Genomic DNA, 12,836 nt, shown 5'->3' with positions numbered 1-12,836 from the left:
CCGTCGCCGAAGCGGAGTGCCCCCTGAATATGGAGCCTGCCGACTCGACTCCCTCGACGGAGTCGGCGACGACGCGCACGTCCGGCAGGAACCCAGTCGCTGGGCTGACTGGTTGAGGATGCTGTGCCGTCCACCCGTCGAGGTCATTCGCAGCGGTCTTCCGAGCCGTGCCCGTACGGCTGACAACAGTCGGGCCGGTGCTGGTACACGCGCCGGTCCCGGCCGCGGGATCGCCCGATGTTCGAGGTGCGCTCGTACAGGCACGCGCCCCACACCACGGACTCGCCGCCGCCGTCGATGACCTGCCCGTCGCCTGGCCCGCCGCGCAACAACACCTCCATCCGACTGACGTACCACGCGGGACCGGCCGGCGCAGGACGACGGCAAAGGTCAGGACGCCCTGCGCACAGGTCCAGCGATGCGACGTCACAAGGACCAGAGCGCACTGGCCCCATTCCTGCCTGTAGTGGCGGGGTGACGTAAGTGAGATGTTCATGTTTGACTATGCCTATGCAGGCGGGGGAGGCGCGGCTAGCGATCGACTGCGGCACCACCAGCACCGTCGCCGTCCTTGCCTGGCCCGACGGCAGTTGGTCGCCACTGTCCTTCGACGGCGCACCACACCTGCCCAGCGCCGTCTATCTCTCCCCGGACGGCGAGATGTGGACAGGGCAGCGGGCCTGGCAGGCCGGGGCGGAGCAGCCGAACCGGTTCATCCCGGCACCGCGCCGCCCCGCCAACGACCGGCTCACCGTCGACGGCACCGTCGTTGACGCTCTCGACCTGACGGCCGCAACCTTGCGCCGCGTCGCTGCCGAGGCCGAGCGGGTCGCCGGCGGCCCGGTGCAGGATGTGCGGTTGGTGGTGCCGGCGGGGTGGGGGCCGCGGCGGCGCACCTGGATGCGGCAGGCTGCCCACCGGGCCGGTCTTCCACAGCCACGCCTGGTGGAAGCGCCGGTGGCCGTCGCCGAGCACCTCGTGGCCACCGGCCTGCAATGGCCGGTGGGGTCGTTCATGGCCGTCTGCGACGTGGGTGCGGGCGCGGAGGTCACTGTCCTGCGCCGCGGCCCTGCCGGCTTCGAAGTCCTCGCGACCCTCGCCGACCCGGCCGCCGGCGGCAGCGCCATCGACCAAGCGCTCGCCGCGTCCCTCACCGGCGACCCCATGCCGCAGGACGCCGGTGATGGCGCAATGCGGTGGACGGTGGCCGCCAGCGTTCAAGCTGCGAAGGAAGCCCTGGCGCATCACCCGGCCGTGACCGTGCCGCTTCCCGACCGGCCACCCATCATCGTGAACAACACCATGCTCGAGCAGGCCGCCCACCCGGTCCTGCAGCGCGCTGCTCAGCTGACCAGCGAGGCGGTCACCGCAGCCGAGATCAGCACCGATGAACTCGCCGGCGTCTACTGCGTCGGCGGCGGCGCGCACCTGCCGCAACTGGAGAAGCTCATCGCCGACCAGACCGGCGTCGCTCCGACAGTGGTCACGGAGCCAGCGCTCGGTGCCGTCCGAGGCGCCGCGGACGCCGGCGCCGCCAACCCCAGCACGGCGAGCGCCGTGGAAGTGCCGGTGCCGCCGGTGGGGCGGGCCGTCGCCATCGCCGTGCCCGGCTTCGCGTCCCTGGCCCTGATCTGGCAGTGCCTCATGACCGCGGAGCAGCACAGCACGCTGAACGTGCACTACTGGGTGACCCTGAACTGGGGCGAGCTCACCATGGCCGCCGTGTTCGCCCTCCTGGCATGCCTCGGAGCGGGCACCATCCTCGGCTCCCTCGCCGCCGCCCACAGCCCCACCCCCGACACCCGGTCCGAAGGCGGAAAGATCAGCGTCGGCATCCTCGCCGCCGTGTCCCTCGGCCTCGCGATCGCGGGCCTCTACGCGGTGGTTGCCAGCCAGTACCTAGGCCAGCCGGTGGGCGCGTTCCTCAGATGGGCCCTCTGGCCGATCACCCCGACTGTGCTGATGGCCGCCGCCATGGCGGTCGTCGCCGCCCGGCAATGGCGCGCACCCCACGGTGGCTGGTCGGCGCTGCTGGCCGTGCCGACCGGCTCCGTCGTCGCCGCAGCCGTCGGCATGGCGTTGATCCAGTACTCCCTGACCGCCGACCGGTGGCCCGACCTCATCCTGTGGATCGACATCGCCGGCCGCGTCGGTGGCCTGCTCCTCGGCGTCGGGGTGGTCATGGCACTGGTGACGCCGCTGGTGTTCCGTCTCATCCTCGCCGCACCCGTTGCCGTGATCACCGCCGCGATCGTCAGTCGGCAGGCCGCCGGCATCCTCGGCGTCATTTACGCCATCGCCATCGCCGTTTGGTGGGCCGCGCGGTTGTGGACGCGCGTCATCCGTCCGGCCGCACCCGCCGCTCATGCCCGTTGATCCGTCCCAGGGCAACGGGGCCGTCCTGACGAGCGCGGACCGCGGCTTGGCTGCCGGGAGCCGCTGCATCGGCTGCCGGTGGGCGACGTGCGCGAGCCGGCGCGGCAGCGTCAGCCGAGCCGACGGCGGGTCCGCAACCTGCGGGGGGAGGTGCCCGCGATGCGGTGGCCGCGCCGGATAGGGGCCAGCTTCTTCCTGGTCCTCCTGCTGGCAGGCCCGCCGCTGCTGCTGGCGCGCACCGTCGGATGGCCACTGCGCCGGTGGCCGAACTCGCAGCAGGCGCGGCAGTGGCTGGAACAGCCCCTGACCGAGCAGACCCTGACCGGCGCCCTGGCGATCCTCGCCTGGCTGGTGTGGCTGTTGCTCGCCGGCACGCTCCTCGTCCGACTGGTCGCGAGGACACGCGCCGGCATGCGGTGGCTGCGCCGGCTACCACTTCCCACACCGCTTCAAGCCACCGCCACCGGCATGGCCGGCGCCGCGGTCTTCAGCGCCTCCGCCAGTACGACGCCCGCACCACCGGCAGACACCCCCTCGACGACGGTCGGCACCGTCGACCACCACACGACCACCACCCGTACCGCCGAGACGCGCGGTACGACGGTCACCATCGACCCAGACGGGGTTACGGTGCCGGGTGGATGGATACCGCACGCCAGCGCCGAACAGGTCACCGCGGCCGCAGCACTCGTGTGGCTGCGCCGCCGGCGCGCCTACCGCCCAGATAAGGCCGGGCCGGCGCAACGCGACAACCTCGACCTTGCCCCTCTGCCAGCGACCGTCACCGCAGCCCACGCAGCGTTGGCCGCCTCTGACGGCACCGGTCCATCCGATCTCACCGCACCGGATCAGCGCACGGGACAGCCGCCGGACTCATTGCTGGCGGATGTGCCGCCAACGGGCGTCGGGCTCACGGGGGTTGCCGCTGACGATGCTGCTCGCGGCGTTCTCGTCACCGTCCTGCTGCGCGCCCTGCACCGCCGCAGCGCAGGGACGGCGCTCATCACCACGATCGGGGACCTGACCAGGCTGCTCGGCCCCACCGCACAACGGATCCACTCGGTTTCGGGTCTCACCGTCGCCGCATCACTGCAGGAAGCACTGACGGTGCTGGAGGAACACCCACACCATCAGACTCCTGACACCACCACTGGGCGGGGCAGCAGCTCGGCGAATGGGCCATCCCGCCAGCCACCCCGGGTCTTGCTCACCCACACGCCGCAGGATCCCGGCACCGCACGCCGCCTCAAGGCCGCACTCGCAGCCAGCGGCGGCACCGCCGTCGCGGTTCTCGTCGGAGCCTGGCCGCCCGGCGCGACCTGGGAGATCACGGCAACCGGTCACGGCTACGACGGCACCCAGGAGCAGCCGGCAACGCAAAGAATGTGCGTTCTCAACGCGGCGGCTGCCACCGACCTGCTCACAGTGATCAGCCAGGCCCAGCCCCACCCGGGACACAACACGCCACTCGCTCCGGCAGCCGACCCACCGCCCACCCGGGCGCGCGTCCCACGGCAGACCGCTCGAGGCCAAGCGCCAACCACGCCCCGCCACACCATCAATCAGCCTCTGCACCTGCAAGTCCTCGGCGACACCACGCTGAAGAGCCACGGCCAGCCGGTGACGATCCGGCGCACTTCGGCCCGCCAAGCCCTGGTCTTGCTCGCCGTGCACCCCGGCGGCGCCAACAGTCGAGACCTGACATCCGCCATCTGGCCCGGCCTTCCCGCACACACCGTCACCGCCCGCCTCTACACCACCCTTAGCGACCTCAGAAAGGCTGTAGCCGCCGTCAGCGATGTTCCGCTCATCGAGCACACCGGCGACCGCTACCGCCTGCGCCGCGACCACATCGAGGTAGACCTGTGGCGGTTCCACGCTGCGGTAGAACATGCCACCACCGCAGTGACCGCACGCCCCGCCGCCTGGCAGGCCGTCATCAACGCCTACACCGGCAACCTCGCCGCCGAACACGACTGGCCATGGCTAAACCCGCCACGAGAAGCCCTACGCCGGCACGTCATCGACGCCTACACCGCCCTAGCCGCCACCCAGCCCAACCCGCAGCGCGCCCTGCCCCTACTGCAAGACGCGATCCGCGTCGACCCGTACAACGAAAACCTGCACCGGCGGGCCATACACGCCCTCGCCGCGCTCGGCGACCACACCGCTGCCGACGACCTGCTCACCACCTTCAACCGACGACTGACCGACGCCGGCATGGAGCATTTCATCCCCAACGAAGAAGTCCGGCAGCCGCGCGCAGCCTCAAGCGGGCAAAAGCACTAGCAGCCCGCCCCGGCCTGCAGGCGACCTCCGGCCGGGCACCGGCCGGGCCGGCCACGCTGACGGGCACAAAACCTTGGGAAGACCTCGGGGACCGCCCCGAACCCCGACCCCTCCTCAGACATCAGCTGCGGATCCCCTCGCCGGGTACCACAAGGGCTACCAGAATTCCCGGACGGGGCCAAGGCCGTCCGGTAGGGCACTCCACCTTGGCCCCATCCGGGAGGCTGGACGGTCTACACCTGCCCGACGAGGAGATCCTCCAGGACCGCCCCGACGGTTTACTGTTCTACCCTCGGCGGATGCCCCAGCAAGTCTTTGCCCGCATCGCCGTAGTCGGCGCGGTGCTGCTCGGTGTTCTGGTGCTGTGTGGCGTTGTTCTCCAGCAGCTAGCCGAGCCGATCAAGAGCCCTGGCGCGCGGGCGATCGAGTGCACGGATGCCGATCATCGGTTGGCCGAGCAGCTGACACGAGACCGGGTGCTGAGCTCTCCTCCATCCGGCACCACCCTCGACCGTGTCGATCAGGCCCCGTGCGGGGGTGAAAGCGACGATTGGGGGCTTGTTTCGGCGGACATCGGCTTGCCGCCGGGCACGTCGATGGACCCGGTCCTTGACCACTACCGCACCTTGTTGACGGCGGGTCATTGGAGGATCGCCCCCGAGTCAGGAGAGTGGAATCCGCTTTGCGCCGACCGGACAACGAACGGGCAGCAGGTTCGTCTAATCCTTGGGTTTGGGCGTGCTACGCCAGGCCCGCACACCTACGGCGAGCTCGGGATTGACATCAGCTTTAAGCCCGGTGGGGAAGACCTTCGCTGCCACAGCTGACAGGGCGAGCCAGCTAGGGATCCGGGGGGCGGCTCGGGCCATCCGCGGGCCAGTAACCGTGGCGCGCAGCTGTCACGAGCGGGCGCGAGAAGCGACCCGGCGAGCGACCGGTCGCAGGCGTTTCGGGCATCACGACCAGTTGAGCGCCCCCTTCCAAACTGACGTTCACACCGGGTTACCTGTAGGGGGCGTAGTGGACGCTGCGGGACCACCGCCGCCAGAAGGGTAGCGGCAGGCAGCCGGTCGGCGCTTCGCCTCCGATCTCGGTCTCCACTGATCCATCGGCGAGCGTGACCGAGACGGCCGAGCGGCCGGGACCGAACACCTCCCGGACCCTGCCGGCGATCACTGAACGGGCGATGTCTTGGAGCAGGGCGACGTCTTCAGGGCCGGCTTCCAGTTCCCATCGGCCGCCGTAGTCACCGACCCCCAGGATGAGTTCATCGGAGAAGTCCGTCCATCCGAAGGCACGAGCATCGGGGTTACGTGGTGTGACGCCCACCGCTATCCCGCCCTCGATGCTGTCCACCTCCACAGTCGCCACCCCTGCCAACTCCGTTGCCAACTGCCTCGCGATTTCCAGAGTTGGTGTCCGGGGCGGCTGGCCGATGTTGGGTTCGTCTTGGCCGTGCTCATCCGTCACGCAGTCAGTCTGCCAAGCCGTCAGGGGTAAGGCGGACGCTGCGGTCACCTCTGCCCGGCTCCTGACCGTGAGCGGTCCGCATCTGGTCTGCAAGAGGTCGGCGGACGGTGGGGGAGTGGTGTCAGATGTCGAGAGGCCTTTCCGCTGCTAGGCCCTCATGTGCCCAGGTCGTCGGGGCGGGCAACTTGATCTCGTAATGCGTAGGTCGCCGTGCCATCCACTGGCCCATGGTGAGCAACTTGATTTCATAAGTCCTCGGTTCGTTTGGGGACCGGCGATTGGTCGCATCGCCAGCGTGGACGGGAGCGCGACGGCGGCGGATGTCGCAGGTTGCGCGGCCAAGGTCAGGCGGCTCGTGGTGACGACGTCTGCCGTTGCGGTGGCGTTGCCAGGCTTTGTCGGGGTCCGAACCAGCCGGCGAACCGTGCCGCCGCGGCGGCGGCCGGTGCGAGACCCGCCCGGCCGCGGGCGAGCAGCGTGGGTCGGGTCGCGGCCCGGCCGGCATGCTGGGCGTCGCGTGCCGGCGGGCACGGGTATGCCTCGTTGTGGCAGCGCAGGTTCGCGCAGTGGCGGGGCCGTTCAGGGTCGGGGAGGTGGCGGGCGGCGACGTCGGTGGCGAGGAGCCACAGCAGGACGTCGGTGACATGGTGCGGTGCGGCGCGGCGGTGCGGCTGCGACATCAGCTGCTGCCCTTCCGGTGCGGGTGCGACTCAGGTGGCCGCCACCCCTGGCCAGCGGTGTGGGGGATCCGCTGTCGGGTTCGCCGGGGTGGCGGCCGTGACGAGTAACGCTCGACTTTCCGGATAGATCAAGTCGCCGTCGTGACGTTGGGCGGATTCGCTCGTCCCGCGCCGCGCGGCCTCCCAGCAAACCCGGCCGCCCGCCGGAAGGGCTGACCGTAATGGTGATCAGCGCAACCGGCGGAGGCGTGAACTGGGGAGTAGTCGCCACGGGCTGCGTCGGCCAATCCGGTGACAACGCACGGGGAGCACCCATCGGAACTTCGGCACCGGGGACGCCGTGGCAGGCCTTCTTCCCCCTACTTTCGCGGCAGAGAGGTCCTGGCCAACGCAAGAGCGCGGCCGCGGCCGTCGGGCATCGCGGCCCGGGCTGGTGGCAGGGTGGGTTTGGTGAGGGGCGGCACGTCCTCTGCGCCAGCACGAGGGATACGAGATCACTTTCTCCCCGGGAGAAAGTAGCGGCGGCGTTCCGGCTAGGACGGTGAGACTGGGACGCCGCAGGGGAAGGAACGGGCGGCCTCGCGCAGAACGGAGACCATGTTGGCCGCCTCGTTGCGCGTCAGGACGGGTCGGGTGTCGGCGGCGGTCAGCGAAAGGACGCCGAGGCTCAGCCGTGAGCGGTGCGATGAGCCGGGTCGGCGGTTGCGCAGGACGCCACCGAGATACTGTCGGCCAATTCCGGCCTGTCGTACCTGGGTGGCTCGTCGGCGTCGAGGTCACCGCCGAGGGCTTCGTAGCCTTCCTGCCCGTCCCACTCGATGCTCGTGGGCAGGTCGGCCAGCGCGGCTTCGATGGTGTTCTCGGCGCGGGTGAAGGCGTTCTCGCGGGTGGTGGCGGTGACGTCTATGAGCAGGGGAAGGGTGAGGCGGACCTGCCAGCGGCGGGGCAGCAGCGGCAGGTCGAGGACCTCCAGAAGGCTGTTCGCGGCGTCGATGCTGACCTGCTTGGTGTGGACGGCGTCGGCGAGCGCTTCTGGTACCTGCCGGTGCAACCGGTTCGGCGCGTCGGGGTGGGCGTTATCGGATGGGGTGCAGGTCTCGGCCTGCCGCAGGTGGGACAGGATCTGGGCGGTGGTGTGGGTGAGCCAGCCCAGTGGCGCCTGCTGGCCGGGGTGAAAGGCCTCCCAACTGGTGCGGAGGATGGTTTCGAGTGCCGGCTCGCGGGGTGTGATGTCTGTGCTAGTCATCTGCGGTGTTCTCCTCTTCTGGTTTCAGTGAGCGGACATGGAGGCGCCCCGCAGCCGGGATGAGGCGCGGGGCGCGGGAGTTGCCGGCGCCGCCGGTAGAGGTTCGTGAGTGCCGGTGGGTGTCTAGGCGGCAGCGGTCACGGCGTGACCGGGTGTGCGCTTGCCATTAGTCAGCGGGCGGGTTGGGGCTGTCGCCGGGGCGGGTGATCAGGCCGGCGCCCAGTTCGGTGAGGGCGTGGCATTCCTGCCGTAGGCGGGCGGTGGCCTTGTCCCGTTGAGCGAGGGCGCGGGTGAGAGTGTCAGCGACCCGGTCGAGGCGCTCGCGCATGGACAGCACCGCGTCTGCGCCGCCGTCGGCGTGAACGTCGCAGAGCAGGTTCGCGGCGTTGGTTAGCGTGGTGATCTGCGCGTCGGCGGCAGCGATCGTGGCGGCCGCCGAGATCAGCGCGCACACGGTGTCGGCATGCTGCGCGCAGGCTTGGTCCAGTTCGTCGGCGTCGAGGGCGTAGCCCTCACCGTCGGTGAGTCGTCGCAGGATGTCGAGGTAGTCAGACATAGGTGTCCCCCGAAGGCGATGGGGTTGATGGGCGGCGGCGAGTCGTGTCAGAGCGTGGTGCGCATGCTCTGGTCGGGCCAGCCGTCGAGCACGGACGGGGGTAGTCCTTCGCGCAGCATCCGGTCGATGAGCTGAGCGAGGGAGTAGGTGGGATTCGCCTGCAGGGCCCGTTCGACGGCGACGGAGGCCAAGGCTCCGGCGCCGCTGCGCCAGGCGGCGAAGGCGAGCAGGCTGGCGGGTGGGGCGGCGAGGTCGGGTTGGGCGCGGCGGGTGATGTCGCTCCACAGCGCGACATGCCACGGCTGGGAGTCGGTGGCCCGCCACGCGGCGTCGCGTATCGCCGTGATGGGCAGCAGCACGGTCAGCCAGGCGAGCTCGTCGTCGGTGAGCACCTGGTCATTCGCGTAGCGGGTGAATGTCTCCCGCACGATCGCCTCGCCCGCGCGGATCAGCGCGCCATGGCCACCCTGGGCGGCGAGGGCGCGGCGGCGTGCCCGGGCCTGGTAGGTGGCGCGGGTGACGGCGGCGCGGGCGGGGCCGTCGATCGGGGCGATGCTGGCGACGAGTGCCTGCCGGTCGGGCAGCGTGGTGTGGCCAGCGACGATGGCGTGCAGGGCGAGGTCGCTGCGGTCGGGGTCGAAGGGCATGCCGTCGATGGGGCAGCAGGTGGGGTTCTGGCAGAGGTAGGAGAAGTAGCGGCGGTCGGTGACCCGTAGCGCGTCGAACACGTCGAAGCCGGCGGTATGCAGCCGGGGTGTGACGGTGTCAACGGCTGGGGTGACCTGGGTGGCGGGGCCGTAGCCGATGACAATCGTGGCGGTCACGTCGGCGTGGTGGAGCATGCGTAGTTGCTGAGGCATCACCTCGTCGGCCCAGTCGACGGCGTCTGCGGGGTTGGGGAGGTCGGTGCGGCTGGCGACGGCGACGGTGGGGCCGGTGAGTCCGATGAGGACCAGGCTGTCGGTGGGGTGGAAGCCGAGCAGGTAGGGCACGGCGGTGATCAGGTCAGCCGGTGAGGTGATCGGTAGGCGGTGCTTGTCGCTCACGGTGTCTCCCGAGATGTACGGAGCGGGGAATCCCGGGCACGGCCGCATGGCCGTGCCCGGGGTGCGCGGGTTGCGCGGGGTAGCCGGGCAAGCGGCTGAGGCGGTGCAGGGAAAGAACCCGATCCCGTGCCGGTCGAGCAGGCACGCGGAGTCATCCGCGGCGTCTGGCGTCGGCAGTGGCGGCCGTCTGTCCAGGTCCGGTCGGGTGGAGCGGGCTGTTGTCAGGCCTGCTCGAGGGCGGTGACGGCGGCGTCGGCGACGTGGTCGATGGCCTGCACCGGGTCGGCCACCAGGAGGGTCGTGGTGTCGGTGAAGGTGTGCCCGTCCAGGTCGGCGGGGCGGAGCCACAGCACGGCGCATCCGGCGCGGTGCAAGGTGGTGACGAGTCGTTGCGCTGCCGGGATGTCGTCGAGGTCGCCGTCGGAGACGACCGCGAGCATCCGCAGCCTGCCGGGCTGGCGTAGCTGCAGCAGTTCGTCGGCGAGCTTGACGGCGTCGATGAAGGTGCTGCTGCCGCCGAAGGTGCGCATCTCCTGCACGTGGGTGGGGCGTTGCCGGGGGCCGATGAGCAGGGTGACCGTGCTGCCGAAGGCGATGGTGGCCGTGATGGCGTCGCTGCTGCGGGCGGCGTGGGCGAGGATCCACCCGGCCGACGACATGGGCGCCGCGTACGGGTGCATGGAGAAGGACACGTCGACGATGACGCCCAGGTGCAGGGTCGGCTTCGGCGGCGGCAGCGCGGCGCGGCGTTGCCACGGTGTGGCAGTGGGGATGGTGCCGGCGGCGGTCTGCGCTTGGGCGGTGATGGCGTGGCGGGTGCGCAACCGGCCGGGTGGGATGAGGCTGGGCCGGGTGTCGGGTTCGGGTTGGTGGGTGCGGGCGCGACGCAGCCGGGCGGCGAGGTGGCGGGCGGCGGCGCGTTCGCCGTCGGTGGGGTCGCGTCGGGTCCACGTCGCGGGAGCGGAGAACCGGGCGGTGATCTGCCGGGCCCGATACTCGCTGGGGGTCAGACCAGTGGCGTGGGCGAGGTAGTCGGTCAGGGCCTGGGCGAGTCGGCCAGCGAACACACCCGGATCCGGCACGGGGATATCTGGTTGCCGATCAGGGTTGATGCCGAGGATGCGGCACCACCGCCACGCCAGGTCCATCATCGCCTCGGCGTCGGTGTCGTCAGCGGTGTGGGCCTGCCGCCACACGTCACGCAGCTGCAGGAGGCGTTTGCGGCCGAGGATCGCCGTGACGGCGGCGCGGACACCGCGGATGTCTTTGGCGGTGAGGATGCGGGCGTCGACGCGGGCGAGGAGCAGTCCAGCGAGGTGTCCGGCGTGCCACAGGTCATCGACGGGCGCGTCGCCGGGGTCGAGGAGCGTGGTGACGGTGTGGCGAAGCCACCGCCGGTCGGCGCGCCGGCGGCTGCGCTGCCGGTACTCAATACGCGACTCTTCGAGGACCTTGGCGACGGCGGCCACCACCGGTGGGGTGCCGGGCGGGGTGCGCCACTGGCTGTGGGCGGCGTGGGCGGCTTCGTGCACGAGCAGCCCGTAGGCGGTGGGCACGAGCTTCTTGTGGCCGGCGCGGCGGGGGTTGGCGACGTCGGGGGCACCGATGTGGCTGGCGTCGACTTCGATGCGCCGGTCGTCGGGGTAGAAGCAGGCGGGGGCGCCGCCGCCAGCGCCGGGCGCGACCGTCACGGTCAGGTCGGTGCGGCCGGTCAGGACCGAGACGTGCCGGGTCCAGGCGGTGCTCCAGTCCTGCCAGGCAGGATCGGCGACGCCGGGTGTGGTGGTGTCGGGCTGCAGGTGGGTGTGGGGGTGGGGCATGAGGGCTCCTTTCAGCGTTGCTTGCCGAGGGTCAGGGCGGTGATGTCGGTGCCGAACTGCTGCCGCAGAGCGGCGACAACCGACTCGCGGTCGTCTTCGGGAGCGCGGCCGGCGAGATTGGCGACGGCAGCCGGCAGGCCGAGGGTTTTGCGGACGCGGGCGAAGCCGAGCAACTCGCGCAGCTGCGGCGCCCACGACACCCGGCCGGCAGCCAGGTCCGTGTTGAGGGCGATGGCCGCTTGCACGGCGGGGGCGGGGACGCCGAGGTGGCGGGCGAGGTCCCAGTCAGTAGTGACCTCGATGTGCACGTCGAAGCGGGACGCGAGGGCTTCGGTGAGGATCGCGCCGTGCACGCCGGGGTTGTGGCCGGCGATGACGTAGAACCCGTCGACGGCTTCGACGCGTTCGTTGCGGTAGCCGGGGATGGTGATGACCCGCCGGCCGTCCATGGCCGGGTACAGCACGGCGAGGACCTTCGGAGCGATGAGGGTCGCGTCATCGACCAGCAGGGCCCGGCCTTCGCGCATCGCGGCAACGAGGGGGCCATAGACGAACTCGTAACCGCCGTCCGGGAGGGGGATGAAGTTGCCGAGGAAATCCTCCACAACGGTGTCCCCGGTCCCGGCGACGGTCAGCAAGTCGGGGAAGGCGGCTTCGACGAGGGCCGTCTTGCCGGTGCCAGGCGGCCCGTAGAGCAGCACCGGGATTCGCTTCTCACGCAGGCGGCGCAGCACGTCGACGTCCGTGGCTCCGGCGAGCTTGCGGGGGAAGTACAGGTCCCCGTTCGGCCGTGTTACCGGCTGCCGTCTCGACCTGCCGCCGCCGCTGCTGGTCAAAGTGCGGGGCAGGGGTGGTGGGAGGGTGCCTGCGGCGTCGCTGCCGGCCTGGGTGATCTGGAAGCGGTGCGGGTCGGTGTGGTGGGTGGCGTACCCGGCCGCGGCCATCTTCTTCAGGGCTTCGAACACCGCCCCGGAGGAGCGGGCGGCGATCGCGGTGGTGATCTCACCGACCTTGAGCACCTGGTCCGGGTGGCTGGCGAGGTAGGCGGCGACCTGCCGGTAGAGGTAGCCGGGACGACGGTCACCGGACGTCGCGTTGTCCGGGGCGCTGTCGTCGGGGCTGGCGGCTGGGGCTGCAGGGTCCATGCTGGTCTCCTGTCGTAGGGGTGGGGCCCGCGCACCCGTCTCCGGGTGCGCGGGCGGTGGTGCGGTGTCCGCGCGGCGGAGATGGGAATTGGCGGGCCGATCCCCTGGCAGGGACGGCCAGCAACCTCGTGAGCTGCTCAAAAGGGGGCAACCCGGAGGGCTGCCGGTAGGCGGATGCCGGCGCACACCCGGCGGTGGGCGACGACGA

At 70.9% G+C, this 12,836-nt stretch carries 11 protein-coding genes; 3 read left to right on the top strand and 8 right to left on the bottom strand.

Annotated elements, in window-relative coordinates; genetic code table 11:
- Positions 1 to 143: 143 nt before the first annotated feature.
- Positions 144 to 341: a hypothetical protein gene (locus tag M8C17_RS20995; protein WP_252418227.1), complete on the bottom strand. Its 198-nt coding sequence runs from the start codon at positions 339 to 341 to the stop codon at positions 144 to 146.
- A 163-nt stretch (positions 342 to 504) separates the two neighbouring features.
- On the opposite strand from M8C17_RS20995, the gene M8C17_RS20990 reads away from it, so the two are divergent.
- From M8C17_RS20990 to M8C17_RS20980, 3 genes are all read left to right on the top strand, one after another.
- Positions 505 to 2,376, top strand: a complete 1,872-nt coding sequence (locus tag M8C17_RS20990; RefSeq protein ID WP_252418226.1) for an Hsp70 family protein — start codon at positions 505 to 507, stop codon at positions 2,374 to 2,376.
- Positions 2,377 to 2,454: 78 nt separating this feature from the next.
- On the top strand, positions 2,455 to 4,665 hold the full coding sequence (locus tag M8C17_RS32190; protein WP_252418225.1) for a BTAD domain-containing putative transcriptional regulator: 2,211 nt from the start codon (positions 2,455 to 2,457) through the stop codon (positions 4,663 to 4,665).
- 299 nt (positions 4,666 to 4,964) lie between these two features.
- Entirely contained in the window at positions 4,965 to 5,492 is a 528-nt protein-coding gene (locus M8C17_RS20980) for a hypothetical protein (RefSeq protein WP_252418224.1), read from the top strand.
- Between the two features lie 175 nt (positions 5,493 to 5,667).
- Here M8C17_RS20980 and M8C17_RS20975 read toward each other — a convergent pair whose 3' ends face one another.
- The 7 genes from M8C17_RS20975 to M8C17_RS20945 all read right to left on the bottom strand — a co-directional run bounded on the left by M8C17_RS20975 (position 5,668) and on the right by M8C17_RS20945 (position 12,628).
- Positions 5,668 to 6,135: a hypothetical protein gene (locus M8C17_RS20975; RefSeq protein ID WP_252418223.1), complete on the bottom strand. Its 468-nt coding sequence runs from the start codon at positions 6,133 to 6,135 to the stop codon at positions 5,668 to 5,670.
- 344 nt (positions 6,136 to 6,479) lie between these two features.
- A complete protein-coding gene (locus tag M8C17_RS20970) occupies positions 6,480 to 6,815 on the bottom strand; it encodes a hypothetical protein (protein WP_252418222.1) in 336 nt (111 codons plus the stop codon).
- 667 nt (positions 6,816 to 7,482) lie between these two features.
- On the bottom strand, positions 7,483 to 8,061 hold the full coding sequence (locus M8C17_RS20965) for a hypothetical protein (protein ID WP_252418221.1): 579 nt from the start codon (positions 8,059 to 8,061) through the stop codon (positions 7,483 to 7,485).
- Between the two features lie 166 nt (positions 8,062 to 8,227).
- The gene (locus tag M8C17_RS20960) at positions 8,228 to 8,617 is read right to left on the bottom strand and encodes a hypothetical protein (RefSeq protein ID WP_252418220.1); all 390 of its coding nucleotides are present in this window, start codon (positions 8,615 to 8,617) and stop codon (positions 8,228 to 8,230) included.
- A gap of 47 nt (positions 8,618 to 8,664) precedes the next feature.
- On the bottom strand, positions 8,665 to 9,663 hold the full coding sequence (locus M8C17_RS20955; RefSeq protein WP_252418219.1) for a DUF4192 family protein: 999 nt from the start codon (positions 9,661 to 9,663) through the stop codon (positions 8,665 to 8,667).
- 221 nt (positions 9,664 to 9,884) lie between these two features.
- Complete coding sequence (locus M8C17_RS20950) at positions 9,885 to 11,483, bottom strand: VWA domain-containing protein (protein WP_252418218.1); 1,599 nt, start codon at positions 11,481 to 11,483, stop codon at positions 9,885 to 9,887.
- 11 nt (positions 11,484 to 11,494) lie between these two features.
- The gene (locus tag M8C17_RS20945; RefSeq protein WP_252418217.1) at positions 11,495 to 12,628 is read right to left on the bottom strand and encodes an AAA family ATPase; all 1,134 of its coding nucleotides are present in this window, start codon (positions 12,626 to 12,628) and stop codon (positions 11,495 to 11,497) included.
- Positions 12,629 to 12,836: the final 208 nt, after the last annotated feature.

The sequence above is a fragment of the Micromonospora sp. RHAY321 genome, from assembly GCF_023896955.1.
Classification (GTDB): domain Bacteria; phylum Actinomycetota; class Actinomycetes; order Mycobacteriales; family Micromonosporaceae; genus Micromonospora.
This window is presented reverse-complemented; position numbering and strand designations above follow the sequence as displayed.